Origin of the sequence: Bacillus coreaensis, from assembly GCF_050586445.1 — a bacterium.
GTDB lineage: Bacteria > Bacillota > Bacilli > Bacillales > Cytobacillaceae > Robertmurraya_A > Robertmurraya_A coreaensis.
Window position 1 is genome coordinate 159,697 of the sequence record NZ_JBOCCY010000006.1, and the last position, 24,958, is coordinate 184,654.

Consider the following 24,958-nt stretch of genomic DNA (forward strand, 5'->3'; position numbering starts at 1 on the left):
GAAAACATGATATAATAAAAAAACATTCATGTTCATTTTTTGGAATGGTTATTTCATATAATGGTAGTGATAGTCAAAGGAGGAAAGAGGGTACGTAAGATGAGGAAGGAGCATCAGTATTTATTTATTGATTTTGAGTTTACGATGCCTGAGAGATCTGAGAGGTTTAAAGGTTTTTACCCAGAAATCATTGAGGCTGGCATTGTGTCGGTTGTAAATGACCAAATCTGCGAGAAATTTTCTTCGTATGTCACTCCTAATCGTTTCCCTATGCTATCGGACCGCTGTAAATCATTTTTAAAAATTTCACAGGAGCAAGTCAATACAGGCATTAGTTTTACAGATCTTGTGAAAAAGTTTGAGCAGTTAAGTTCCCCATCATTAGACCTTACAATCGTTACGTGGGGGAATATGGACATGAGGGTTCTTCGCAATAACTGTGAACAAGCCGGTCTGCCTTTTCCTTTAAGAGGCGAAGAACTCGATTTATCGATGGAGTACAAGCGATTCTTCGGAGACCAAAACCAAACAGGCTTATGGAAAGCGGTGCAAGAGTATGGCAAGGAAGGAACAGGCAAGCACCACCGGGCGCTGGACGATGCATTAACCACATTTAATATTTTTCGTTTAGTTGAGAAGGATAAAAAGTACCTTCAAGGACATGCACCAACCACGATTGGTGACCGCATTGATTTCTCCCAAGTACTTAATAAGTTCGCATAAAAAGCCAAATCCCTCATATTGGATTTGGCTTTTATGTGTTAAGGCTGTTTTCGTAAAGTTTGTTGTTTTGGAAAAATCCCAAAAGCCGGATTTTTCCCCGTATAACGCTGGGTTTATTGATTTATTTGGAGAGTAGCTCTTTTCTAAGGATGAAAATATTCTGATTGGCTGCTGAAACATATACTTAATTTCCTAAAAAGTGTGTATATAGCAACAATGTTTTAGAAAAGAGCCTTTGTTAAAAATATTCTTTTTCAAGTGTCGAAATATTTTCAAGGCTCTTTTTTGCCCACTGGGAGTCATCGCCAGATAACTGGTCTCTTAATTTTTGAATCGCCCCTTTTAGTGACTCCTTGTATTCAGGAATGTCGTCTGTATAGGGCTTTACCATTTTTGCAGGGATATTGGCTTGTTCTCGGTAAGCAAGAGCTCGTCTTTCATGAAACAGAGGCACATCTGCATCCTTATGGTTATGTAAATCTCCTTGAGTCGGATGTGTAACAACAGCGAGGACCCGAACAAGAATGGTCTCTGGGCGGATGTTTGTTACTTCACCAATATACTTTCCGGTTTTATAAATAGCTGTGACCTTGTCACCGATTTGAATGTCGGACATTTTTTGTTTCTCCTTTCAAATTGGGCTAGAACTGTATATGATAATAATTATGACGTAAGCATTATGAAAAACAAAGTATTTTGGAGGGTGATTACATGAAGAAATTCCTAGCGTGTTTATTATTCGTTGTTTTTCTTGTCACTGGATGTGGGACAAGCAATGAAGAAGGTACTGGAAATTCGAATGGAAATGCAAGCAATAATGAAACCGCTAACCAAGAGAATATTGAGCTTCCACAGACAACTACAGAGGTTGGTGAAAAGGAAAGATTAGTTGAAATGGAAACATCCATGGGGAATATCAAAATCAAGTTGTTCCCAGAACAAGCTCCAAAGGCAGTAGAAAACTTTATTACTCATAGTGAAGAGGGTTATTATGAAGGAGTTATTTTCCATCGAGTGATCAATGACTTTATGATTCAAGGTGGAGACCCAGATGGAACAGGAATGGGTGGAGAAAGCATTTATGGAGAGCCATTTGAAGATGAGTTCTCAGATCAGCTTTATAATTTCAGAGGCGCCTTATCCATGGCTAACTCAGGAGCAGACACGAATGGAAGTCAGTTTTTTATCGTTCAAAATAAAACAGTCGAATCTAGCTTAGTAGACCAAATGAAGCAGGCTGGTTACAACGATAAAGTGATCAAGCAGTATGAAGATGGTGGTACTCCATGGCTCGATCAAGCACATACCGTGTTTGGTCAAGTGATTGAAGGGATGGATGTGGTGGATAAAATCGCTACCACTGCAGTAGGTGAAGGGGATAAGCCGGAAGAAGATGTTGTCATCAAGAAGATTACCGTGCTAAAGTAATTGTCCTTGGACGGAGGAAAGGAACCTTGATATAATAAGCATGAATGACTGCTTGTTTGCAGAAAGGAAGATCCTTATGATCGATGGGTTTATAGTATCATTGTTTCTATATTTTCCTGAAGATAAGTCTGAATATATCCCAGCTGCTATTTCTTTTACGATCTTCTTAATCCTCTGTATTTTCACGATGCGATTTATCGTCAAAATCTCACGAAAAGAAGAAGCGAAAGCAAAAGAATTAGAGAACCAAATTATGAGTGAGCACCAAAATAAAGGATAACGTACACTTTTCTAGGAAAGTGTGCGTTTTTATAAATTGAAACATAAAGACGGAAGAGAATCCTACTCTTCCGTCTGATTATTAAGCAAATGCTGCTTTCAAGCGCTCCAATCCTTCTACTACATGTTCTTTTGAGCACGCCACATTCATACGGACAAAGCCTTCTCCACCAGCTCCATATTTTGGTCCAGGCTCGAGTCCTATTTTTCCTTTTTCGATAAGAACTTTCTTTAAGTCATCATCTGAAAGTCCAAGCTCACGACAATCCATCCAGATTAAGTACGTTCCTTCCGGCTGCATCATCTTTATTTGTGGAAGCTCGGCCTCTAGGAACTCCTGTACATAGCGAATATTTTCTGCGATATAGGCAAGCGCTTCGGTTAACCATGTTTCACCATGAAGATAAGCGGCCTCCATTCCGACGATGCCAAACGTATTTAATGTATGAAAACCTTGCTTTTGCTGTTCATCTTGGAATAGCTCTCGAAGTTTCTGATTGCTCGTAATCACTGCAGAAGCTTGCAAGCCTGCTAAATTAAAGGTTTTACTAGGAGCAATACAAGTGACAACAAAATCAGCAAAATCCTCTAAGCTTGCAATTGGTACATGCGTATTTCCTTCAAATACAAGATCGGAATGAATTTCATCTGCTAAAATCAAGCAATTGTATTTTTTGCAAAGTTCACCGATTTGAAGGAGTTCTTCTTTTTTCCACACTCTTCCGCTTGGATTGTGGGGATTACATAAGATAAATAGCTTAACGCCTTCTTTTAACTTAGCTTCAAAATCCTCAAAGTCGATTTCATAACGGTTATTTACATTTTTTAATGGAGAGTTTACGACCACTCGTTCATTTTTTTCAACCATGGAAAAGAAAGGAGTGTACACTGGTGATTGAAGCATCACCTTGTCTCCAACAGAAGTAAATGCTCGAACGGCGGTACTGATTGTTGGGACGACTCCTGAACTGTATGTAATCCATGCCTGTCGAATTTCCCAATGATGTCTTATTTTCACCCAAGCCTGAATGGCTTTTCCAACAGACGGGGAAACAAAGGTGTAACCGAAAATTTCATGCTCTAATCGTTTTCGAATCGCATTTGTTACTTCAGCAGGTGGTGAGAAGTCCATGTCTGCCACCCACATTGGATGAAGATTACTGCTTCCGAACACATCGTGGAGGAGCCCCCATTTAACAGATCCAGTATTATTTCGGTCAATCACTTTATCAAAATCATACGTAGTCATAAAGTACCTCACCTTTTTCCATTTTATTTGATCTATGTAATATGATAAGATATGTGAACGAAAAGATAAAATAAAAGGTGATTTTACATGGAAATGCTCGAAATGAATTTAAGTTTGTTACAGCGTCTTATGGATTGGGATCCACTCGGATATGGGGAAGACAGCTATGATACGGAAATCGCGGATACGATTCAAGCGGTACATGTTTTGTCATCTGCAAAAGAGCTTGCTCGAAAAATCCAAAGCATATATGAGTTTTCTTTTGAAGAAATCATTCCTTTATCTGAATGTACAAGCATGGCCGAAGAATTGTTAGCCATTAAAAACGAGAGCTCTTGCTCGTTGTAATGTTAAAAAAAGCTTCAAGCGGATCCTCGTCTTGAAGCTTTATTTATACAAGAAACTCCTTAATATACTTGTGAACTATTTCAGGTCGTTCTTCAGGTACAAGATGTCCTGTCTCCTTTAATACAATGAGCTCGGAGTTCTTTAAATCCTGCTTCAATCGTTTTCCAACCCTAAGTGGGACGACTCTGTCATGCTCGCCCCAAATGAGCAGGCATGGGGTCTCAATTTTCTTTAGGTCGTACTCATCCAGCTCGTCCTCTCGATGCCGTATCATCCGAGTTAAGGCTGGGAAAATATCTCCTTTTAAAAAAGGGACTAAATATCCGTTCAACATATCATCATCAATCATTGAATGGTCATGCACGACATTGAGGAGATTTTTTTTTACACCTGATTTCGCTAAATGTCTTTTTACATACAGGTGGAAAAAAGGGAGATAACTGGATAACACAAGAGGAAGCTTCATGCGTTTTAAATATCCGGAGCTACATAATAATACCGACCGGTTTACAAGATCAGGTCGTAATTGCGATATTTTTAACGCGATTTGTCCTCCCATCGAGTGGCCGATAATGGATACATTTTTTATTTGAAGATGCTCCACAAAGGAAATGATCACATGGGCTATATTTTCATACGAGTAAATAAATTTCTTCGATTTACCGCTTTTGCCAAATGGCGGGAAATCAATGGCAATAACGTTAAATTCTTCACGCAGAAGAGGAATTAGTCTTCGGAAGCTAAAGGTAGACGAGAGAAACCCATGAATGAGCAATAGTGTGTCTGTTGCATGAGAATGCTTGTAATGTTCATAATACAGGTCGTTTCCGTTAATATTGATCGTACCGTTGATGCTAGCGTCATTCATAGTTGTATTCACTCCTTTAACGGCTTTTTGTTTTTTCATAGAATACCCTTCAATGAAAAAAACAATCATAAAAAAATCTAATGATAAATTTGAAAATTAAATTATTTTTTACGCATTTTTGTTATAATGTAACTATTTTAAGCGATAAAGCAGAAAAGGATGTTAACACATGAAACTTTCGGAAAAAGAACTCGAAGTTGTAGAAATTCTTGAAAAAGATGCCCGAATTTCATCTGAAGATGTAGCAAAAATGATCGGACTAAGCTTGCAAGAGACAGATGAGCTTATTAAGAAGCTTGAAAAAGAGAAGGTTCTTGTTCATTACACAACCGTAGTGGACTGGTCTAAAATTGATGGTCATGAAGGCGTTACAGCTATGATTGATGTAAAGGTCACTCCGAAGAGAGGAGTTGGCTTTGATGAAGTAGCAGAGCGTATCTACCGATTCAAGGAAGTAAAGTCTGTCTATCTCATGTCAGGTGCTTATGATCTGAGCGTCATTATTGAAGGGAAATCGATGAATGAAGTAGCTAGATTTGTTTCTAATAAGCTATCCACTCTGGATTCTGTCTTATCAACAACTACCCATTTTATTTTGAAGAAATATAAGCATGATGGAACGATTTTTGAACCATTAGCAGACGATGATAAGAGAATTGTGGTGTCACCATAATGAAACAGACAAAATCTTATTTGGCAAAAACGGTGGAAGACCTTAAGCCATCTGGAATTCGTAAGTTTTTTGATCTTGCGGCAGGAATGGAAGGAGTTATTTCCTTAGGGGTAGGAGAGCCTGACTTTGTTACCTCTTGGTCTGCTAGAGAAGCAGCCATTCTTTCCCTAGAGCAAGGATACACATCTTATACAGCCAATGCTGGATTATTAGAGCTTCGTAACGAAGTGTCCTCGTATATGAAAAAGCAATTTCATGTGCATTACAATCCGAAAAGCGAGATAATCATTACGGTTGGAGCAAGCCAAGCATTAGACATCGCATTACGTGCGATCCTCGACCCAGGTGATGAGGTCATTGTGATTGAACCAAGCTTCGTCTCTTATGCACCACTCGTTTCGTTAGCAGGTGGAAAGCCGGTTGCGGTTCAAGCAACTGAAGAGTACGATTTTAAAATTCAAACTCATCAGTTAGAAACGGCGATTACCGACCGGACGAAGGCGATTATGCTTTGTTCTCCCAATAATCCAACAGGCACGATGCTTAATGAAAAAGAATTAACAGAGCTTGCCATATTTATTGAAAAACATGACCTTCTCGTGTTATCTGATGAAATTTACGCAGAGCTTGCCTATGATGAATCATATGTAAGTTTTGCGGCGATTGAAGGCATGAGACATAGAACCCTTCTTATTAACGGTTTCTCGAAAGGCTTTGCAATGACAGGTTGGAGACTTGGTTTTGTTTGTGCGAACGAGGAACTAACTGCAGCCATGTTAAAAATTCATCAATATGCCATGATGTGCGCTCCGACAATGGCACAGTACGCGGCACTTGAGGCATTAAAAGGCGGCAGAGAAGACGTAGAGGAAATGAAAAAAAGTTATCGCAGAAGAAGAAACTATTTTGTTCAGTCACTAAATGATATTGGGCTTTCCTGTCATACCCCTGGTGGTGCGTTCTATGCTTTCCCATCCATTGTTAGTACAGGTCTGTCATCAGAGCAATTTGCTGAACAATTATTGATCGAAGAAAAAGTAGCAGTTGTTCCAGGTAATGTGTTTGGAAGGAGCGGAGAAGGACATATTCGCTGCTCGTACGCTTCATCCATGGAACATTTACAAGAAGCCGTGAAACGAATGAAACGGTTTGTTGAGAAGTAATTACCCTATAAGCAAGGACAACTGACTTATTTTCTGCATTCGGGTGCTTTCTGATTAAAAGACACAAGAAAAGACGTATGGATGTGTGACATACGTCTTTCTTTATTTATTAAAGTTTCTACGAAATGCCATTCTTTCTTCACTGCTGATTCACCCATCTAGCTTCAAGAGATTCTGCACTTATCGGTTGGTGGATAAGGTTAAGCAGCCTAGCTGATAAATAGACGGAGAAATTCCGCTTAATTAGAAATTATTATTAAAAAAAGCTTAAATAGGCGGAGAGATTCCGCCTATTGGCTCGAAAAATTCGAAAATAAAAGATTTTGCTTTGCATAAGCGGAAAAACTCCCCTTATTTACCCCAAAACGAGGCTCCACTTTGCATCTAACCGGAAATTCTCCGCTTATTTGACTTTTGCTGGTTACAGAAAAGCACTTCAAAACGGAACCCTATACTTATTTAAACAGCTGTCCTTTTAAAATTAATCCTTCATGATGTATGACAAAGCAATAGTTCCCACTCCTGTATGAACACCAGCCACAGGAATTAATGGGAGTACTTCAATCTTCAGTGACGCGTACTCGGACACAATTTTTGCAAGTATTCCTTCAATGATCTCCTTTTCACCTGCGTGCATAATTCCGATTCGATCATAGATTCCCTGCTTGTACGCTTCGTGCAAACGGTCAATTAATGCCTGCTCCGCTTTTCTCATCGTACGAATTTTTTCAACAATATTTACTTTCCCTTCTTTAAATGCAAGTATTGGCTTTATTTGTAGAAGATTTCCTAAAATTGAGCCAAAATTCGAGACTCGTCCACTTTTTCTCAATTGATCTAAGTTTGCAGGTATTAAGATCAAGCGGCATTTTTCTCTTAAGGAAAGAAGTTCTTTCACAATTTCAGACGGCTTTAGTCCCTCATTATACAAGGTGATTCCTTCTTCTATTAAGAATTTTAACGGAAAAGAACCGATCCACGAGTCAACTGGATGTACAGGGAAACCGACGATCTCGGCCGCTTGTGTGGATGTGGAGTACGTCCCAGATAGTTCACTAGAAACATGGATGATGATTGCTTCATCGTAGCTTTCTTTTAATTGGGTATAAAGGTCAATAAAGTCTCCTAAGGCAGGCTGTGAACTAGTTGGCGGAAAACTTGAGTTACTCATCATTTCATAAAATTCCTCAGTCGTTATATCTACCCCTTCTTTAAAGGTTGCATTTCCAAACGTAAATGAAAGGGGAACCACGTATATATGATTGTGTTGTAACCAAGTTTGATCTTTTTCTGAGAAGCTAGCTGTCGAATCAGTTACCCAAGCAATTTTCTTTGCCATAATGACCTCCGAAAGATGTTATATAAGCACTATGATAATGAAAAATAATCTCCAAATAAAATGAATGAAACAAACGAATAGCGAGGAACAAATCCCTCGCTTTACCTATTACCATTTATATTTGACTTTCTTCTTGCATCAATTCAGAGACTGGAATATCAAGTACAGTAGATATTTTTAAAATGGTTTGTGTGTCAGGAGTTTGTAGGCCTGACTCATATTTGTCAATCGTAGCAGTGCCAACACGGATCTTAATAGCAAGCTCCTGCTGTGACATTTCTAATTCTTCCCGAAAGCGTTTAATGTTTTGCCCAATTACAGTCATGGCTCATCTTCCTTTCGAAAAAGATTATATTATTTATTTTATCACGATTAGGATAGGGAGAATCTATCCTAATCGTGAACGTTTCGTTACAGTTACAAAAGGCCAATTGAACGTAAAAATACAAAGATAATCGCAACGGGAACAATAAATCGAATGGTGAAATACCAGATCGTAAACAGCTTGTTTATATTCCCAAACGTTCCTAATGCTAACTCACTTTTCAATAGTTTGTATGGAAGCCGGTGCCCAACAAAAATAGAAATTAAAAAGGCTCCTAACGGCATCCCAATATTACTTGCGATAAAATCAGCGAAATCAAAAATCGTTTTTCCGAAGATAAGAACATCAGACCAAACTCCAAAAGACAATGCGCTAGGGATACCAAAGATAAAAATAACAATCCCTGTTTTCCAAGCCCATTGTTTACGCAGTTCTGTTTTTTCTTTAACAAGAGCCGCTACAACAATTTCTAAAATGGAAAAAGCAGAGGTTAATGTCGCAAACAATAGCAACACAAGGAAAATTGTTAAAAAGAATGCACCAAATGCCATTTCGTTAAATACGGCCGGGAGGACCACAAAAACTAAACCAGGGCCTGCCCCAGGTTCAAATCCGAGAGCAAATACCGCTGGGAAAATAACAATACCAGCAAGTAGAGAAATAAAAATATTTAGACCAACAACTGAAAAAGCTGACTTCGTAATATTCTCTTTTTTAGAGAGATAAGATGCATACGTAACCATGACGGAAATACCAACGCTTAGTGCAAAAAAGGATTGTCCTAGCGCTAGCAAGATGGTGTCAGGGGTTAGACTGCTCCAATTCGGTTTTAGGAGAAACTCCACCCCTTTTGAGGCTCCATCAAGAGTTAAGGAACGAATGGCTAGTATGATAAATAGAATGAATAGGGCTGGCATCATGTACTTACTAGCTTTCTCAATTCCTTGCTGAACCCCACCTTGGATCACGAATATGGTTAAGATCATAAAGATTGCTTGTGCAAGGATCGCCTCAATAGGATTACTAATAACCGTTTCGAATAGAGTTCCGTACTGATCCTGAGAAAGTCCTGTTAAACTCCCAGTAACGCTACGGATTAAATAGGATAAGATCCATCCTCCTACCACACTATAAAAGGATAAAATAAGTCCTGAAACAATGACTCCTAAATACCCTATAACCTTCCAGTTTGAGTTTGGAGCAAGAATTTTATAGGAGGTGATTGCATCCTTTTGTGTATTTCTACCAATAATAAATTCAGCAATAAGGATCGGTGCACCGATAAATAAAGTTAACAATAAAAAAAGAAGGAAAAAGAGTCCTCCACCATTTGTTCCAGCCATGTATGGGAATTTCCAAATGGCTCCTAGTCCAATTGCAGAGCCAGCTGCTGCAAGTATAAAGCCGATCTTTGATGTCCATTGCTCATGTGTTTTCATTACAGTTTTTACACCTACTTTAAAAGATATTTTCCCATAATACTATATTTTCGGACTATTGTGTAGTAAATTTTTTTGAATAAGATGTGACAATGTGATATAATCTTATATTGCGTATAAAAAGGATAAATAAACTATATTTAGGAGTGTTTCTATGTCAGAGAAAATTGAAGTTGGAAGTGTTGTTACAGGTAAGGTTACAGGAATTCAAGCATACGGTGCGTTCGTTGCACTTGATGAAAATACTCAAGGGTTAGTTCATATTTCAGAAATTACTCACGGATTCGTTAAAGATATTAACGAGCACCTTAAAGTAGGAGATGAAGTTCAAGTAAAGGTTCTTTCTATCGATGAAAATGCTGGGAAAATCGGTCTTTCTATCCGCGCAACTGTAGAAGCTCCTGAAGCACCAGTAGCTGCACAAAAGGCTGCTCCGAAGAAGCCAAGAAAGCGTACAGCTGCAGCTGCTATCAAGCAAGATACAGAAGCACCACAAGGCTTTAACACGCTAAAAGACAAGTTACAAGAGTGGATTGAACAATCACAAAGATAATTATTAATCAAAGTGTGGGAGAGATTCTCCCACTTTTTTTTATGTTTTTTTCTCGAGAAAGGACATAAGTTATTCTTTTAAGATACACTAAGATAAGGTAGTTTTTTCACCACGAATGAATGAGATCGGAGGTAAATAATATGGCGAATAAATCACATGAAGTCATTGAGCAAACGGAAAAGTTTGGGGCAAATAATTATCATCCTCTTCCGATTGTTATTTCTAGAGCAGAAGGTGTTTGGGTGGAAGATCCTGAAGGTAACAAATATATGGATATGCTTAGCGCGTATTCAGCTGTGAACCAAGGTCATCGTCATCCGAAAATAATTGAAGCATTAAAGAAACAGGCGGATCGGGTAACGCTGACCTCACGTGCGTTTCATAATGATCAGCTTGGACCATGGTATGAAATGATTTGTGAAATGACCAATAAAGAAATGGCATTGCCAATGAACACGGGTGCGGAGGCAGTGGAAACAGCGGTTAAGGCAGCCCGTCGGTGGGCGTATGATGTGAAGGGTGTAGAAGATGATCAAGCAGAGATTATTGCATGCTTAGGTAATTTTCACGGACGTACAATGACAGCGGTTTCTCTTTCGTCTGAGGAAGAGTATAAGCGTGGATTCGGACCTATGTTACCGGGAATTAAGCTGATTCCATACGGAGACATCGAAGCATTAAAAGCTGCCATCACTCCAAATACTGCTGCCTTCTTGATCGAACCTATCCAAGGAGAAGCGGGTATTGTCATTCCACCTGAAGGATTTATGCGTGCTGCTTTTGATCTTTGTAAAGAAAACAATGTCCTTTTTATTGCCGATGAAATTCAAGCTGGTCTGGCGCGTACGGGGAAAATGTTTGCTTGTGAATGGGAAGGCATCGAACCAGATATGTATATTTTAGGAAAAGCGCTTGGTGGGGGCGTATTCCCGATCTCTTGCGTTGTCGCAAACAAAGAAGTTCTCGGTGTATTTAATCCAGGGTCACACGGATCCACATTCGGTGGCAACCCAATGGCCTGTGCAGTTTCCATTGCCTCTTTACAAGTACTAACAGAAGAAAAGTTAGCAGAACGTTCTCAGGAGCTTGGGATCTATTTTCTATCAAAATTAAAAGAAATCAAGAACCCAATCATTAAAGAAGTTCGCGGTCGTGGACTGTTTATCGGTGTTGAACTGACGGTCCCAGCTAGAAAATACTGCGAGCAGTTAAAAGAAGAGGGATTGTTATGTAAGGAAACACATGACACAGTAATTCGCTTTGCTCCACCATTAGTGATCAGTAACGAAGACCTTGACTGGGCGATTGAACGCATTAAGAAGGTATTAAGCGCATGAAAAAATCCTTGCACTTTTTGGGTGCAAGGATTTTTACTATTAGCTTGACGTTCTTTGAACTTTGAGAATTGCCTAGCTGCAGCGCCTAGCTCCTCGGGGTCATAAGCCAAATCTCTCCAGAAGGCAGGCCTTCCTGCGCGATTCGTCTTATGCCTGTCGGAGCTGAACAAGGCGCTTCCGCTTTATCTTGTCGCTCTAGGTTCTGGATCTCTCACGGTTTGTTCATTTGGTTTAAATAGTAGGCCTAGATTTAATAACCCAGCGATACCAACTAAGCCGTAGATAATTCTAGAAAGAGCAGAACCTTGTCCGCCGAAGATAGCTGCAACTAGGTCAAATTGGAAGAATCCAATTAGTCCCCAGTTGATAGCCCCGATAATGGTAAGTACTAGTGCAATACGTTGAATGGTACTCATGCTGTTTCCTCCTTGGGATGGTTTATTTATATAGTTTAGCTATATAAAGTTACACAATCTTATCGTTTGATTTCTGCCCACCTTTTATGCATTTTTATAGTAAGAATTTTGGAGTCTATTTTTTTGCATTCACTACTTTTTTGGAACATAATAAAGATTGAATAGGAGGATGAAGTATGGATAATTTTACATTTTTTAATCCGACGAAATTGATTTTTGGTAAAGATACTGTCGAACAATTGAAGGCTGAAGTACCTCAATACGGCAAGAAAGTCTTACTTGTGTATGGAGGAGGAAGCATTAAACGAAATGGCCTATATGATCAGGTCTTGTCCTTATTAAAAGAAGTAGATGTTGAGGTATTTGAGCTAGCGGGTGTTGAACCCAATCCACGTCTGTCTACTGTTAAAAAGGGAGTAGAAATCTGTAGAGCTGAAGGCATTGACTTCCTGTTAGCTGTTGGTGGAGGAAGTGTTATTGACTGTACAAAGGCAATTGCAGCAGGTGCTAAGTACGAAGGAGAAACTTGGGATCTAATGACACGTAAAGCCGTTGCAAAGGAAGCGCTTCCGTTTGGTACGGTTTTAACTTTAGCAGCAACAGGATCAGAAATGAATTCTGGGTCAGTTATTACAAACTGGGAAACCAATGAAAAATACGGATGGGGCAGTGCAGTCACATTCCCACAATTCTCTATTCTTGATCCAGTAAATACATACACAGTTCCTAGAGATCAAACGGTATATGGAATTGTCGACATGATGTCCCATGTGTTTGAGCATTATTTCCATTTAACCGAAAACACTGAGCTTCAGGACCGTATGTGTGAGGGGTTATTACTTACCGTAATGGAGTCGGCGCCAAAGCTTCTTGAAAACCTTGAAAGTTATGAGCATCGTGCTACGATACTTTATAGTGGAACGATGGCACTGAACGGTATGCTTTCTATGGGCTACCGTGGAGACTGGGCATCGCATAATATTGAGCATGCGGTTTCGGCTGTATACGATATTCCACACGGTGGGGGACTTGCGATTCTATTCCCGAACTGGATGAAGCATAATTTGAAGGTGAAACCAGAACGCTTCAAGAAGCTTGCTGTACGCGTATTCGGAGTAAACGCAGAAGGCAAAACAGATGAGGAAGTGGGTCTAGAAGGAATCGCTAAACTTCGTGAATTCTGGAGCTCCATCGGTGCACCATCACGCTTAGCAGACTACGACATTGACGATAGCCAAATCGAAGTGATGGCTGACAAAGCAATGGTATACGGCGAATTCGGTAACTTCACAAAATTAAACAAAGAAGACGTCATGGCGATTTACCGTGCCTCTTTATAAAAAAACTTTTTGCGTGCAATTTTCATAATTGCACGTGTTTCTTTTTTTTGGGTGGAAATACTACGGTAAGAAGGTGGGTTTTTGAGCATTTCTTAACAATTAATACATTTGTTTTAAATGTGTGCGCTTACATAAGTAGACGGTTCTTGATTCCTTAACCAGCTTTCGATAAAGTGATATAGTAAACAACAAATCATTGGAGGATCATTCATGACACACGTTCGTTTTGATTACTCAAAAGCACTTAGTTTTTTTGGGGAACATGAAGTTACTTATTTACGTGATTTTGTAAAAGTTGCTCATCATTCATTACATGAAGCAACAGGAGCTGGAAATGACTTCTTAGGTTGGATTGACCTTCCAGTTAACTACGACAAAGAAGAATTTGCTCGTATCCAAAAAGCAGCAGAAAAAATTAAGCAAGACTCTGATGTTCTTTTAGTTTGTGGAATTGGTGGTTCATACTTAGGTGCACGCGCTGCCATTGAAATGCTGCAACACAGCTTTTACAATGCATTGCCAAAGGAAAAGCGTAGCACACCACAAATTATCTTCATCGGAAACAACATTAGTTCTACATACATGAGAGATGTGATGGATCTTTTAGACGGAAAGGATTTCTCTCTTAACGTTATTTCTAAGTCTGGTACAACAACAGAACCAGCGATCGCTTTCCGTATTTTCCGCAAGCTTTTAGAAGAAAAGTATGGAGTAGAAGAAGCGAAGAAACGTATTTATGCAACTACTGACAAAGCAAGAGGAGCATTAAAAACTCTAGCTACTGAAGAAGGATACGAATCATTCATCATTCCTGATGATGTGGGTGGTCGTTATTCGGTTCTAACGGCTGTAGGTTTACTTCCGATTGCTGCAAGTGGAGCAGATATCGAAGCAATGATGAAAGGTGCAGCAGCTGCACGCGATGACTTCGGAAGCTCAGAGCTAGAAGAAAACTTAGCATACCAATATGCAGCGGTTCGTAACGTCCTTTACAACAAAGGGAAAACCATTGAGATGCTGATTAACTATGAGCCAGGCTTGCAGTATTTTGCAGAATGGTGGAAACAGTTGTTTGGAGAAAGCGAAGGTAAAGACCAAAAAGGAATTTATCCTTCATCTGCAAACTTCTCAACCGATCTACACTCTTTAGGTCAATACGTTCAAGAAGGTCGTCGTGACCTATTTGAAACAGTTGTACGTGTAGAAAATTCTCGTCATGAGCTAACGATCGAAGAAGCAGATAGTGATTTAGACGGATTAAACTATCTTGCTGGCCAAACGGTTGATTTTGTTAACAACAAAGCATTCGAAGGTACATTGCTTGCTCATACAGACGGCGGAGTTCCTAACCTAGTGGTGACGATTCCGCAAATGGATGCATACACATTCGGTTACCTTGCATACTTCTTTGAAAAAGCATGTGCAATGAGTGGCTACCTACTTGGTGTAAATCCATTTGACCAACCTGGAGTAGAAGCATATAAAGTAAACATGTTCGCATTATTAGGCAAACCTGGATTCGAAGAGAAGAAAGCAGAGCTTGAAAAGCGTTTATAATTAAAAAAGGTGTTAGTCATTAGAGATTTCCTCTCTTTTGACTAACACTCTTTTTTTTGTGAGAAACTAAAAGAAAAAGGGGGATGGCTATGATTCAAATTCCTTCACAAATTGAAGGCAAGCACTTTGATTTGTATAAGCTAGAGCAATCATTGAAACCGCTTGGTTATACGATTGGCGGTAATTGGGATTATGATCACGGATATTTAGATTATAAAATTGATGATGAAAAAGGATATCAATTTTTAAGGATTCCGTTTCGAGTAGTTGATGGACAATTAGACGCACGGAATTGTACGGTAGCGATTGAAAGACCATTCTTGCTATCACATTTTTATCAAGATGACCTAGACGACCATGCTTATATTGGTAATGCATCTGCTTCCTTTGACCAGTTTCAGGAACCAGTGGAAAAGGACGCAAGCTTTCCTGAAAAATTTGTAGATATCGGTAAGGCACTCGTCCAAGAACTCGAACAAATTCTTATTGACTAAGACTGTTTTAGTAAAGATGGTTGTTAAAATCTTAAAGCCGATTTTAACGTGGAAATAGCTATTTAAAGTTTTAGAATTTAGTTTGTAGGCTCTTTCTTATTAAATTTATACTATATTCTGCGGAAACACAGCACAATCATTGAAATTATGTTTCAAGCAACAAAGTCTAAGAAAGAGCCTTGACTAAAGCCGGTCAATAATTAGTAACTCATCATGATCATCAATAATCGTTTCTTGAGGAGGATTCACCATCGTGTTTTCTCCTCTTTTAATGCCGATTAAAAGCTTTCCATCTTTAAGTAAGCTCCCATTCGCGGTATAAAATGATTGATTAACATAGTCTTTACTTGGATAGAAATGAACTCTACTTCCATGAAGTTCGTCAAGTACCTCAACAAAAGTCGAAACAATTCGATCAGTGGCGATGCAATTGGTCATAATATAACTCATCATTCGGTTTGACTGAATAATTTCGTCAGCTCCAGCTCTTTCCGCATTGGCCATCTGTTCACGGGTAAGAACTTCTACAATGGCAGTAATGTTGGGATTTAGACCTTTGATGGTAAGTAATGCAAGAATCGTATTCATGTCCGCATCAAGCTCATCCTTATGTTGATCGGCTGTAATAAGGACCTTTTCGGCTGTTGCTATATTTGCTTTTATTAAGACATGATCTTGAGAAGCTCTTCCTCTAATAAAATGCACCTTTGCATCCATAACTGGATTGGATTCCAAGGTTTCATCGATCAAAATAATATCTGTAAATTGGTCGAGTGTTCGAATTGTTTGAATAATTTCTTTTGACCGTTCATTCCAACCAACGATAATCAAATGTTTATCTCCTCTAAAATGAACTTTTCCTTCTAGATAATTGTTTTGCCTAGAAACGGCAGTGGTTGCAAGTGTAATAAAATAGGTTGATAAGAACCCAGCACCTATAAAAATGAGGAGAATTCCTACTATTCTTCCTAGAAATGTTTCTGGAGAATAGTCCCCATATCCAACGGTGGATGTTGTAATAATGGCCCACCAGATTCCTTCAAAAACAGTAGGAAAACTCTCTGGCTCAACAATATGAATCAATGCTCCAAAGAAAAGAACGAGTAATATAGCCATAGTTAATATTCGGACAAGTGTCGGCAATCGCAAAAAACTAGTATATATTCGGTGGTGCATATCCTCACCTCTTGGAAGTGTCTCTAAAAGTATTGACCATATCCATTTGTGTTAAACTCGAAGAAAGACCCTCAGGATTGAGGGTCTTACGTTATTTCCTTTTAGCCGCAGCCAATGCTCTATTTACATCAATTAATCCTTCGCCAAAGTATTCATCTTTCCCAACTTCTCCAATGTCATAGCTTGAAGAACGGATAATGTCCATGACTTCCTTATTTGATAAGGTCGGATTCGTAGATAAGATTAGCCCAGCTAATCCTGTCACATGTGGAGACGCCATGGATGTTCCTGAAAGGGCGGCATATTGGTTTTGGAAATAGGTGCTTGGAATATCAACTCCTGGTGCGGCTACATCGATATAATTTCCATAATTCGAGAAAGAGGCCCGTTCCCCTGAATAACCGATAGCTGATACGCTAAGGACTTGGTCAAAGGCAGCAGGGTAACTTGGCTGGTTCGTATTATCATTACCCGAAGCAGCGATAAGAACGACGCCTTTATCGTATGCATATTGAATGGCTTCTTTTAAAACGGTAGCGGGTTGATAATTCCCTAAGCTTAAATTAATGACATCGGCTCCATGGTCTGTGGCCCAGACAATGCCTTTTGCAATATCGAACGTATAGCCATATCCGTCCTTCGCCAATGTTTTTACGGGCATAATTTGATTGTACCATGTGATTCCAGCCACTCCTTCGTGATTATTTGTTTCGGAAGCGATGATACCTGCGACATGTGTCCCGTGACCATTATCGTCATCTGGGGTAGCTTTTTCATCAATCGCGTTGTATCCTTCTACCAACTTATGTTGTAAATCCGGATGGTCTAGATCTACCCCTGTATCCACCACGGCAATTACGACATTTTTATCACCCTTTGAAATATCCCATCCTTTTTCTGTTTCTATTACAGGAAGATTCCATTGGTACTGCTCTTGATAATAAGTGTCATTTGGGGCAACTGCTTCATTTTGTAAAAGAATGAAATTAGGTTCCGCATACTCTACTTCCTCTAACCCACGGAAGTAAAGGAGCATTTGATGAGTCGTTTTGGATTTGGAGCGGAACATATATAGGTTCGCTAATTTTTCACTTCTACTTGCATCAATCTCTTTATTTATTTGGGCAAGCCGTTCATCAGTAATGTCAGTTTTAAATTTCACAGTTGCCTCGTGCTCATAGTAGTGACTTTGATCATCTTCATTATGGTTAATAATTTGAACTTCTGAATGATGATTAAGTTTTGAAACTAAGCGGTTGTTGGATGGATCATTATTTAGATGCATGAGTTTGGATGTTGGTTCTTGAGAAGGCTCAACATTCACTTTGCGCATATCTATCGTATTTCGGTCGAGCGTTCTTACTTCTCGATCGGGCATCATTCGAGCAACACCTATAATAAGTAATAATGCTAATCCAATAAGCATAAGCGGTCTTGTTCTTCGAAACATCCTTCTCACCTCAACGTTTATTTCCTACTATTAGGATGTTCAGTAACAGTGCTAGTATTGATGGTAATTTTAAGGAAGCGAGAAACATACATAAATCTCGAGCAAAACAGCAAAAATGTACGTGTGTGCCATGAAAAGGAGGGAAACGAATGAACAAGTCATTAGCTTATTTAAGAGAAATATTATCGAACTATACGGATCGATCTGACACAGCTGAATTCATATTCAATAAGATAGAGCAAGGGCATTTTTCAAGTGAAGAAAGCTTTGCTCGAAGCTTATCTGATGAAGAGAATAATTTTTTAAACAGTATTTTGCCGGAAGAAATTCAGCATGCGAACAATGAAGATGATGATACTCGTGCTAAGCAATTAAACGAAGTGTTTGAACAACTCTTTTAACAAGGAGAAAAGGACAATGAAATCATTGTCCTTTTTCATCTCTCTCTAGAGCTTCTTCCGTATAAGGGTCATGCTCAACGGCAGGAAGATCACCAAAGGTTGTCATAATGCCTTCTTCATCGAGTTCCTCTTCATACTTTTCATGTTGCTTATTGGGGTAGACGGTCACATGCTTACCGGTAATATCCACTCCGACAAAGTTTTCGTAATCTTCCACATAACCAACATTTTCTTGCGGTTCAATATACATGTCATTATAATGATCCACTTGCTCCACTAAATCAGAAGGGCTCTCAGACGTTCCGTAGCTTGCAACATCCTGCCAGGAATCTTCTGCATCATACGAGACATTTTCATCGGTCTCATCCATATCGAACTTTCCGAAAGGAGGCATTAATACGCCCTCTTCAATCGGTCTTTCATGAGAGGTCACTTTATCTGGAGTATGCTCAATGCAATAAAGTGTATTGGGAAGAGCTTCTAATCTCTCCACTGGGATCTCCTTATGACAAACCAAGCATGTACCATATGTTCCGTTTTTGATGGCTTCTATGGCTTCAAGAGTATTACGATATTCCAATCGATAATGTTCGTTAAGGGCGAGATCTTTTTCCCGTTCATATAATTCGGTTCCAGCATCACCAGGGTGGTTGTCGTAAACAGAAAGTTCACTTACCGAATCGGAAAGACTTCGCTGCAAATTAAAATGATCATTGTTTTCAAATTCCTCTTCTATCTGTGCTTTACGGTCTTCTAACGTTTGCTTAAATTGCTGTAGTTGTTGACTTGATAGCATCTCAACCAATCCTTTCGCTGGTCTGGTACAAGTTTTAGTATTTACTAATACATGTAGGAACATAAAAGGTAAAATGTGCTTAGAAAAAATGTCGATTCGTCTCCTAATTCTCCTTAAAACTTTGTTATAATTAGTTGGGTGTGGAAGGGAGAATTGAAAATTGGGGAATAGGGAATTACTAAAAAAGAATTTAAAAAGTAGATCATTTCGTTTAAACCTACTGTTCTTTGTTATATTTTGTCTATTTACACTTCTCATTATCCGTTTAGGATTAGTACAAATCGTATTCGGGGAATCATATAGTAAAGAAGTTTCAAGACTAGATGCGACGGTTGTGAGTTTGCCAGCACCACGGGGCAAAATGTATGACCGACATGGACAAGTGATTGTCGATAATGAAGGAATGGATGCTGTCGCCTTTTCAGAAGAACCAGGCATGACAACTGAAGATAAAATTGAAGTTACACGTAAACTTGCAAAACTATTAAGCTTAGAAAAAGAGAGTTATAAAGAAAGAGATTTAAAAGATTACTGGTTAGCGGCTTATCCAGACGAAGCAGAAAAGCTTTTAAAGGAAAAAGAACTTTCGCTTACCGGGAAAGAACAATATGCCCTTCAAATCGAGCGAGTTCCTGAAACAGCTTTGAAAGAAATAGAAGAAAAAGAGCTTGAGGAAGCCATTATTTACAAGCGCATGACAAGTGGCTATATGTATGAAATTCAAACGATTAAATCTGAAGGATTAACTCTTGAAGAGATGGCAACCGTATCGGAAAATCTTAGCTATCTTCCAGGTGTAGAAATTATTACAGATTGGAATCGTATTTATCCATATGGTGAAATGTTGAAGCCGGTTTTAGGCAGTGTAACAACAGCCAAGCAGGGGATATTGGAAGAAAGAAGCAATTTTTACTTATCTAGAGGCTACTCGCGTAACGACCGGGTGGGAAAAAGTTATTTAGAGTATCAATATGAAGAATTACTGCATCCGAATAAAGGTCAAAAGAAATACGTAACCGACCGAAGCGGTAACGTGGTTGATGAAGTAATCGTTTCTGAAGGTTCAAGAGGAATGGATTTACGCTTAAGTATCAATGCTGATTTGCAAAAGGAAGTAGAAAAGATACTAGAAGAAGAAATTCGAAATGCAAAAGCAGGAAAAGGAAATAATCTCCTTGACCGTGCCTTTGTGGTCATGATGCACCCGTATACTGGCGAAGTGTATAGCATCGCTGGAAAAATGATTAATCAGGAAAATAAGAGTGAACTACTCGATTATTCTGTTGGAGCGTTTGCGAGTCAGTATGAAATGGGATCAACAGTCAAAGGAGCAACCGTTCTGGCTGGATACCAAACAGGAGCCATTAAGCATGGTTCATATTTCTATGATTCACCGATCCTTTTAAAAGGGGCAAAGCCAAAGTCATCATGGAAAAACTTCGGAAGCTTGAATGACTTAAAAGCTCTAGAAGTATCGAGTAACGTGTACATGTTCCATACTGTTATGAAAATGGCAGGCGTGAATTATGTGGCTAACTCTCCTATATCCGTTCAACAAGAGGATTACATGAGATTAAGAAACATCTATAAGCAATTTGGTCTCGGTGTGTCAACAGGAGTGGACCTTCCGAACGAAGCAACTGGGTTCCAAGGAGTACCCGATAACCCAGGGTTGCTACTCGATATGGCCATTGGACAGTACGATACGTATACACCGCTTCAAATGGCACAATACGTATCAGCGATTGCAAATGGCGGCATGCGTGTGAAGCCTCACCTTGTGGCAAGTGTCCATGAACCTATTAGTGAACAAGGACTAGGGCCAGTTGTTCAGAACATCAAAACAGAAGTGTTAAATCGCGTATTAAATACAGATGAAGATTTGGCTCGTGTTCGGGAAGGGTTTTACCGAGTTGTTAATGGAGCGAACGGTACGGCCAAAGGTTCCTTCACGATGGACGTATCAGGAAAAACAGGAACGGCACAAACCTATTACTATGGACCAGACCGTTCAAAGTGGGGACAAGCAACCTACAACCTAACATTTGTCGGTTACTACCCATCCGAGAATCCTAAAGTAGCTTTCTCTGTCGTCGTTCCATGGGCTTCAAATGACAAACATCCGGTTAACAAACACATTGCTAATCGTGTGGTTGAAGCGTTCATTAAATACGAAGAACAACGAGCGATAGAAATCCCTACAGATGTGGAAGGCGAAGAAGCGTTGTTAACAGAAGAACAATAAAATGGGGAGAAACCTAGATTCGGTTGGATCTAGGTTTTTGTTTTTGGAAATATTGTTTGAATAATCTTACAATGGTGTGTTAGGATAAAAATATACAAAATAACAAACAGCGTTGCGTAATAAGAAACAGTCTATTTTCATAGGGAGGAAAGAGAATGTCTATTTATGTAACAAAGGGGAAGTTAAAGATTGCAGCAGAGCTTTACCATTTCATCCAAAAGGAAGCGTTGCCACTAACTCATCTTGATGAAGAGGCATTTTGGGAGGAGCTTATTGAGCTTTTCAATGAATTAACACCGAAAAACGAAGCCCTTTTAAGAAAAAGAGAAGATCTCCAACAGCAAATCAACATATTTCATAAACAACAACCATCCTTCACTCCTGAGTCCTACAAAAACTTCTTAACGGAGATCGGTTACTTAGAACAAGAAGTAGCTGATTTTGAAGTAACAACAGAAAACGTGGATGAAGAAATTAGTCTTCAAGCAGGTCCTCAGCTTGTTGTTCCTGTCGACAATGCCAGGTACGCATTAAATGCCGCCAATGCCCGATGGGGAAGTCTGTATGATGCCCTTTATGGAACGGATGTTATTAGTGAGGAAGGTGGAGCATCTAAAACAGGAGCTTATAATCCGATCCGCGGGAAAAAAGTAATCGCTTTTGCAAAGCAATTTTTAGATCAAACGGCTCCTCTTCAGGAAGGTTTCCATTCAGACGTAACCAATTATTATATTCAAGAAGATCAGTTAATCATTGCCTTAACAAATGGAAGTAAGACACAGCTGAAGAACCAACAGCAATTCGTCGGATACCAAGGTGAAACCGAAAAACCGTCAGCAATCTTGTTGAAAAATAACGACCTCCACTTTGAAATCCAAATTGATTGCCAATCACCCATCGGAGCGTCAGATATGGCTGGTGTAAAAGACATTGTCATGGAATCAGCCTTAACTACCATTATGGACTGCGAAGATTCTGTTGCCGCAGTAGATGCTGAAGATAAAGTACGTGTGTACCGAAATTGGCTAGGATTAATGAGAGGGGACTTAACCGCCACCTTCCAAAAAGGTTCGACCACACTCACGCGTAGACTGCAACCAGACCGTGAGTACACGAGTCCAACGGGTAATTCATTCACTTTAAAAGGTCGCTCCCTTATGTTTGTTAGAAATGTTGGTCATTTAATGACGACGAATGCTATCCTCGATCAAGCAGGAAACGAAGTGCCAGAAGGGATCATGGATGCTGTACTAACAAGCTTAATTGCGAAGCACTCTCTTTTAGGAAATGGCTCCTATCAAAATTCTTCTAAGGGCTCTATCTATATCGTAAAACCAAAAATGCACGGGTCTGAGGAAGTCGCTTTTGCCAATGAACTATTCAATAGGGTGGAGGACTTAATCAATGTGCCGCGGAACACGATAAAGATTGGGGTAATGGATGAGGAAAGACGTACGAGTCTCAATTTGAAGAATTGCATACATGAAGTTAAAGAACGAGTAGTGTTTATCAATACTGGTTTCCTTGACCGTACGGGAGATGAAATTCATACCTCCATGGAAGCAGGACCGATGATACGAAAAAATGAGATGAAAACATCCACCTGGCTTCAAGCCTATGAAAAGTCCAATGTGGCAACAGGACTAACTGCGGGTCTGCAAGGAAAGGCGCAAATTGGAAAAGGAATGTGGGCAATGCCGGACTTGATGGATGAGATGATGAAACAAAAAATCGGTCATCTAAAAGCAGGAGCAAACACGGCTTGGGTGCCATCACCGACGGCAGCGACCCTGCATGCTCTTCATTATCATCAAGTTCATGTTGGTTCGGTTCAAGAGGAACTGAAGCGAAACCTACAAAGCTATCAAGCTGATATATTAAGCATTCCAGTGGCAGGAGATCGTAGTTGCTGGAGTAAAGAAGAGATTCAAGCAGAGTTAGACAATAATGCACAAGGGATACTTGGTTATGTCGTTCGTTGGGTCGAGCAAGGAGTGGGTTGTTCTAAAGTTCCGGATATCCATCATATTGGTTTAATGGAAGACCGAGCAACCTTACGAATTTCAAGTCAACATATGGCCAACTGGTTACATCATGGAATTTGTACAAAGGAACAAGTTCTAGACACGATGAAGCGGATGGCAAAAGTAGTAGACGAACAAAATGCGGGAGACCCTCATTACCGTCCAATGGCCGAAAGATATGAGGATTCCGTTGCCTTCCAAGCAGCATGTGAGTTAGTGTTTAAAGGATATGAACAGCCGAGCGGGTATACTGAACCCATCTTGCATCGTCGAAGAATCGAAGCCAAAAGAAAATTTGCCCATCAAAAATAATCAATAAATCAGGGCGTGAGGTGAAGAAAATGGAAAGAGAAAATATGGTCAAATCGGTGAGTCGCGCCCTGGATATTATTACTCTTGTTTCTATGAAAAAAGAAGGTCTTGGCGTTACAGAAATCGCCAATCAAATGGATATAAACAAAAGTTCCGTCTACCGTATACTAACGACATTGGCGCAGTACGGGTATATTGAGCAAGATGCTGAGAGTGGTCGATATCGGCTGGGATATACATTTTTGGATATTAGCTCAAAGCTTTTGGATTCCATCGATATACGAACAGAAGCTAAGCCTTACTTACAAGAGCTAGGAAAGGTGACTGATGAGGTTATCCACTTAGTCGTGTATGATCATGATGAAGTCGTTTATATTGAAAAATTTGAAGGAACAGAGACGCTTCGTATGCACTCAAAGGTAGGGAGACGAGCACCTATGCACTGTACAGGAGTAGGAAAAGCCATCTTAGCCTACTTACCGACTAGCACCACTGAGGAGATCATTCAACGAAAAGGGTTGCCTGTTCATACAAACTATACAATTACCGATCGTGCAAAATTTCTATCTGAATTAGAAGCCGTTAAACAAAGAGGGTATGCGCTAGATTTACAGGAAAATGAACTGGGCATCACGTGCATTGCCGTGCCCATTTTCGACAATAAGGGGAATGCAGTGGCAGCGTTAAGTGTTTCGGGCCCAACAATTCGAATGACGGACGAACGTATGGAAGAATTGAAACCACATGTTCTTGAATCAGGATTAAACATTTCAAGACGGTTAGGATATCGATAAAAGATGAGTTCCAGCAGGAAACGTTTGAAATCGAGTAACTAGAAAAAGTGAAATAACCGGAGACTTTCCGGTTAGGTGGAAAATGGAGCTCATTTCGGGGTCAATAAGGGGAGGTTTTCCGCTTATGCAGAGCAAAATCTCCCTTTTTTGCAATTTTCGAGCCAATAGGCGGAAACTCTCCGTTTATTTAAGCCTTTTTTAAAAAAATTATTAAGTTAAGCGGAATTTC

25 protein-coding genes are annotated in these 24,958 nt (G+C 39.6%); 15 read left to right on the forward strand and 10 right to left on the reverse strand.

What is annotated here, in order from left to right; translation table 11 throughout:
• The first annotated feature begins 99 nt into the window (after positions 1-99).
• Positions 100-723, forward strand: coding sequence for a 3'-5' exonuclease KapD (gene kapD / locus ACQ5H4_RS11790; protein ID WP_430775101.1), 624 nt, complete (start codon positions 100-102; stop codon positions 721-723).
• Between the two features lie 238 nt (positions 724-961).
• Here kapD and kapB read toward each other — a convergent pair whose 3' ends face one another.
• Positions 962-1,339, reverse strand: a complete 378-nt coding sequence (gene kapB / locus ACQ5H4_RS11795; RefSeq protein ID WP_430775102.1) for a kinase-associated lipoprotein KapB — start codon at positions 1,337-1,339, stop codon at positions 962-964.
• Positions 1,340-1,434: 95 nt separating this feature from the next.
• On the opposite strand from kapB, the gene ACQ5H4_RS11800 reads away from it, so the two are divergent.
• Together ACQ5H4_RS11800 and ACQ5H4_RS11805 are read left to right on the forward strand one after the other, a co-directional pair.
• The gene (locus tag ACQ5H4_RS11800; protein ID WP_430775103.1) at positions 1,435-2,151 is read left to right on the forward strand and encodes a peptidylprolyl isomerase; all 717 of its coding nucleotides are present in this window, start codon (positions 1,435-1,437) and stop codon (positions 2,149-2,151) included.
• 76 nt (positions 2,152-2,227) lie between these two features.
• Positions 2,228-2,431 (forward strand): hypothetical protein, encoded by a 204-nt coding sequence (locus ACQ5H4_RS11805; RefSeq protein WP_430775104.1) that lies wholly within the window; start codon positions 2,228-2,230, stop codon positions 2,429-2,431.
• A gap of 81 nt (positions 2,432-2,512) precedes the next feature.
• On the opposite strand, the gene ACQ5H4_RS11810 is transcribed toward ACQ5H4_RS11805, so the two are convergent.
• Entirely contained in the window at positions 2,513-3,679 is a 1,167-nt protein-coding gene (locus ACQ5H4_RS11810; RefSeq protein ID WP_430775105.1) for a MalY/PatB family protein, read from the reverse strand.
• A gap of 87 nt (positions 3,680-3,766) precedes the next feature.
• Here ACQ5H4_RS11810 and ACQ5H4_RS11815 point away from each other — a divergent pair, with 87 nt between their 5' ends.
• Complete coding sequence (locus ACQ5H4_RS11815; protein WP_430775106.1) at positions 3,767-4,027, forward strand: DUF1871 family protein; 261 nt, start codon at positions 3,767-3,769, stop codon at positions 4,025-4,027.
• 43 nt (positions 4,028-4,070) lie between these two features.
• Here the strand turns inward: ACQ5H4_RS11815 and ACQ5H4_RS11820 are convergent, their stop codons facing one another.
• Positions 4,071-4,895 (reverse strand): alpha/beta fold hydrolase, encoded by an 825-nt coding sequence (locus ACQ5H4_RS11820; RefSeq protein ID WP_430775231.1) that lies wholly within the window; start codon positions 4,893-4,895, stop codon positions 4,071-4,073.
• Positions 4,896-5,064: 169 nt separating this feature from the next.
• Between ACQ5H4_RS11820 and ACQ5H4_RS11825 the strand changes: the two genes are divergently transcribed.
• Entirely contained in the window at positions 5,065-5,568 is a 504-nt protein-coding gene (locus tag ACQ5H4_RS11825) for an Lrp/AsnC family transcriptional regulator (protein WP_160546212.1), read from the forward strand.
• Entirely contained in the window at positions 5,568-6,731 is a 1,164-nt protein-coding gene (locus ACQ5H4_RS11830) for an aminotransferase (protein WP_430775107.1), read from the forward strand. Before ACQ5H4_RS11825 ends, ACQ5H4_RS11830 begins: the two co-directional genes overlap by 1 nt.
• Positions 6,732-7,212: 481 nt before the next feature.
• Here ACQ5H4_RS11830 and ACQ5H4_RS11835 read toward each other — a convergent pair whose 3' ends face one another.
• From ACQ5H4_RS11835 to ACQ5H4_RS11845, 3 genes are all read right to left on the reverse strand, one after another.
• Positions 7,213-8,070, reverse strand: coding sequence for a DegV family protein (locus ACQ5H4_RS11835; protein WP_430775109.1), 858 nt, complete (start codon positions 8,068-8,070; stop codon positions 7,213-7,215).
• A 115-nt stretch (positions 8,071-8,185) separates the two neighbouring features.
• On the reverse strand, positions 8,186-8,395 hold the full coding sequence (locus ACQ5H4_RS11840; RefSeq protein WP_430775110.1) for a helix-turn-helix domain-containing protein: 210 nt from the start codon (positions 8,393-8,395) through the stop codon (positions 8,186-8,188).
• A gap of 92 nt (positions 8,396-8,487) precedes the next feature.
• On the reverse strand, positions 8,488-9,834 hold the full coding sequence (locus tag ACQ5H4_RS11845) for a sodium-dependent transporter (RefSeq protein WP_430775111.1): 1,347 nt from the start codon (positions 9,832-9,834) through the stop codon (positions 8,488-8,490).
• A gap of 154 nt (positions 9,835-9,988) precedes the next feature.
• On the opposite strand from ACQ5H4_RS11845, the gene yugI reads away from it, so the two are divergent.
• Entirely contained in the window at positions 9,989-10,387 is a 399-nt protein-coding gene (yugI, locus tag ACQ5H4_RS11850) for a S1 domain-containing post-transcriptional regulator GSP13 (protein ID WP_430775112.1), read from the forward strand.
• A 140-nt stretch (positions 10,388-10,527) separates the two neighbouring features.
• Entirely contained in the window at positions 10,528-11,724 is a 1,197-nt protein-coding gene (locus ACQ5H4_RS11855) for an ornithine--oxo-acid transaminase (RefSeq protein WP_430775113.1), read from the forward strand.
• 182 nt (positions 11,725-11,906) lie between these two features.
• On the opposite strand, the gene ACQ5H4_RS11860 is transcribed toward ACQ5H4_RS11855, so the two are convergent.
• The gene (locus ACQ5H4_RS11860; RefSeq protein ID WP_119709751.1) at positions 11,907-12,140 is read right to left on the reverse strand and encodes a DUF378 domain-containing protein; all 234 of its coding nucleotides are present in this window, start codon (positions 12,138-12,140) and stop codon (positions 11,907-11,909) included.
• Between the two features lie 176 nt (positions 12,141-12,316).
• Here ACQ5H4_RS11860 and ACQ5H4_RS11865 point away from each other — a divergent pair, with 176 nt between their 5' ends.
• The 3 genes from ACQ5H4_RS11865 (at position 12,317) to ACQ5H4_RS11875 (ending at position 15,531) form a co-directional block, all read left to right on the forward strand.
• Positions 12,317-13,480 (forward strand): iron-containing alcohol dehydrogenase, encoded by a 1,164-nt coding sequence (locus ACQ5H4_RS11865; RefSeq protein WP_430775114.1) that lies wholly within the window; start codon positions 12,317-12,319, stop codon positions 13,478-13,480.
• Between the two features lie 210 nt (positions 13,481-13,690).
• Complete coding sequence (locus tag ACQ5H4_RS11870; protein WP_430775115.1) at positions 13,691-15,037, forward strand: glucose-6-phosphate isomerase; 1,347 nt, start codon at positions 13,691-13,693, stop codon at positions 15,035-15,037.
• 89 nt (positions 15,038-15,126) lie between these two features.
• On the forward strand, positions 15,127-15,531 hold the full coding sequence (locus ACQ5H4_RS11875) for a YugN-like family protein (RefSeq protein ID WP_430775116.1): 405 nt from the start codon (positions 15,127-15,129) through the stop codon (positions 15,529-15,531).
• A 183-nt stretch (positions 15,532-15,714) separates the two neighbouring features.
• Here ACQ5H4_RS11875 and ACQ5H4_RS11880 read toward each other — a convergent pair whose 3' ends face one another.
• Positions 15,715-16,749: a potassium channel family protein gene (locus ACQ5H4_RS11880; protein ID WP_430775232.1), complete on the reverse strand. Its 1,035-nt coding sequence runs from the start codon at positions 16,747-16,749 to the stop codon at positions 15,715-15,717.
• Between the two features lie 49 nt (positions 16,750-16,798).
• Positions 16,799-18,157 (reverse strand): S8 family peptidase, encoded by a 1,359-nt coding sequence (locus ACQ5H4_RS11885; RefSeq protein ID WP_430775117.1) that lies wholly within the window; start codon positions 18,155-18,157, stop codon positions 16,799-16,801.
• Between the two features lie 149 nt (positions 18,158-18,306).
• Here ACQ5H4_RS11885 and ACQ5H4_RS11890 point away from each other — a divergent pair, with 149 nt between their 5' ends.
• On the forward strand, positions 18,307-18,558 hold the full coding sequence (locus tag ACQ5H4_RS11890; RefSeq protein ID WP_430775118.1) for a sigma-G-dependent sporulation-specific acid-soluble spore protein CsgA: 252 nt from the start codon (positions 18,307-18,309) through the stop codon (positions 18,556-18,558).
• 22 nt (positions 18,559-18,580) lie between these two features.
• Here the strand turns inward: ACQ5H4_RS11890 and ACQ5H4_RS11895 are convergent, their stop codons facing one another.
• On the reverse strand, positions 18,581-19,354 hold the full coding sequence (locus ACQ5H4_RS11895) for a TraR/DksA C4-type zinc finger protein (RefSeq protein ID WP_430775119.1): 774 nt from the start codon (positions 19,352-19,354) through the stop codon (positions 18,581-18,583).
• Positions 19,355-19,514: 160 nt separating this feature from the next.
• Between ACQ5H4_RS11895 and ACQ5H4_RS11900 the strand changes: the two genes are divergently transcribed.
• The 3 genes from ACQ5H4_RS11900 (at position 19,515) to ACQ5H4_RS11910 (ending at position 24,729) form a co-directional block, all read left to right on the forward strand.
• A complete protein-coding gene (locus ACQ5H4_RS11900) occupies positions 19,515-21,599 on the forward strand; it encodes a peptidoglycan D,D-transpeptidase FtsI family protein (protein ID WP_430775120.1) in 2,085 nt (694 codons plus the stop codon).
• Between the two features lie 155 nt (positions 21,600-21,754).
• Entirely contained in the window at positions 21,755-23,935 is a 2,181-nt protein-coding gene (locus tag ACQ5H4_RS11905; protein ID WP_430775121.1) for a malate synthase G, read from the forward strand.
• A 29-nt stretch (positions 23,936-23,964) separates the two neighbouring features.
• Positions 23,965-24,729, forward strand: a complete 765-nt coding sequence (locus tag ACQ5H4_RS11910) for an IclR family transcriptional regulator (protein WP_430775122.1) — start codon at positions 23,965-23,967, stop codon at positions 24,727-24,729.
• Positions 24,730-24,958 lie beyond the last annotated feature (229 nt).

Excerpts from the sequence above, each read along its gene's own strand:
- kapD (WP_430775101.1), top strand. The coding sequence starts at position 100 with ATGAGGAAGGAGCATCAGTATTTATTTATTGATTTTGAGTTTACGATG.
- kapB (WP_430775102.1), bottom strand. The coding sequence starts at position 1,339 with ATGTCCGACATTCAAATCGGTGACAAGGTCACAGCTATTTATAAAACC.
- ACQ5H4_RS11800 (WP_430775103.1), top strand. The coding sequence starts at position 1,435 with ATGAAGAAATTCCTAGCGTGTTTATTATTCGTTGTTTTTCTTGTCACT.
- ACQ5H4_RS11805 (WP_430775104.1), top strand. The coding sequence starts at position 2,228 with ATGATCGATGGGTTTATAGTATCATTGTTTCTATATTTTCCTGAAGAT.
- ACQ5H4_RS11810 (WP_430775105.1), bottom strand. The coding sequence starts at position 3,679 with ATGACTACGTATGATTTTGATAAAGTGATTGACCGAAATAATACTGGA.
- ACQ5H4_RS11815 (WP_430775106.1), top strand. The coding sequence starts at position 3,767 with ATGGAAATGCTCGAAATGAATTTAAGTTTGTTACAGCGTCTTATGGAT.
- ACQ5H4_RS11820 (WP_430775231.1), bottom strand. The coding sequence starts at position 4,895 with ATGAATGACGCTAGCATCAACGGTACGATCAATATTAACGGAAACGAC.
- ACQ5H4_RS11825 (WP_160546212.1), top strand. The coding sequence starts at position 5,065 with ATGAAACTTTCGGAAAAAGAACTCGAAGTTGTAGAAATTCTTGAAAAA.
- ACQ5H4_RS11830 (WP_430775107.1), top strand. The coding sequence starts at position 5,568 with ATGAAACAGACAAAATCTTATTTGGCAAAAACGGTGGAAGACCTTAAG.
- ACQ5H4_RS11835 (WP_430775109.1), bottom strand. The coding sequence starts at position 8,070 with ATGGCAAAGAAAATTGCTTGGGTAACTGATTCGACAGCTAGCTTCTCA.
- ACQ5H4_RS11840 (WP_430775110.1), bottom strand. The coding sequence starts at position 8,395 with ATGACTGTAATTGGGCAAAACATTAAACGCTTTCGGGAAGAATTAGAA.
- ACQ5H4_RS11845 (WP_430775111.1), bottom strand. The coding sequence starts at position 9,834 with ATGAAAACACATGAGCAATGGACATCAAAGATCGGCTTTATACTTGCA.
- yugI (WP_430775112.1), top strand. The coding sequence starts at position 9,989 with ATGTCAGAGAAAATTGAAGTTGGAAGTGTTGTTACAGGTAAGGTTACA.
- ACQ5H4_RS11855 (WP_430775113.1), top strand. The coding sequence starts at position 10,528 with ATGGCGAATAAATCACATGAAGTCATTGAGCAAACGGAAAAGTTTGGG.
- ACQ5H4_RS11860 (WP_119709751.1), bottom strand. The coding sequence starts at position 12,140 with ATGAGTACCATTCAACGTATTGCACTAGTACTTACCATTATCGGGGCT.
- ACQ5H4_RS11865 (WP_430775114.1), top strand. The coding sequence starts at position 12,317 with ATGGATAATTTTACATTTTTTAATCCGACGAAATTGATTTTTGGTAAA.
- ACQ5H4_RS11870 (WP_430775115.1), top strand. The coding sequence starts at position 13,691 with ATGACACACGTTCGTTTTGATTACTCAAAAGCACTTAGTTTTTTTGGG.
- ACQ5H4_RS11875 (WP_430775116.1), top strand. The coding sequence starts at position 15,127 with ATGATTCAAATTCCTTCACAAATTGAAGGCAAGCACTTTGATTTGTAT.
- ACQ5H4_RS11885 (WP_430775117.1), bottom strand. The coding sequence starts at position 18,157 with ATGTTTCGAAGAACAAGACCGCTTATGCTTATTGGATTAGCATTATTA.
- ACQ5H4_RS11890 (WP_430775118.1), top strand. The coding sequence starts at position 18,307 with ATGAACAAGTCATTAGCTTATTTAAGAGAAATATTATCGAACTATACG.
- ACQ5H4_RS11895 (WP_430775119.1), bottom strand. The coding sequence starts at position 19,354 with ATGCTATCAAGTCAACAACTACAGCAATTTAAGCAAACGTTAGAAGAC.
- ACQ5H4_RS11905 (WP_430775121.1), top strand. The coding sequence starts at position 21,755 with ATGTCTATTTATGTAACAAAGGGGAAGTTAAAGATTGCAGCAGAGCTT.
- ACQ5H4_RS11910 (WP_430775122.1), top strand. The coding sequence starts at position 23,965 with ATGGAAAGAGAAAATATGGTCAAATCGGTGAGTCGCGCCCTGGATATT.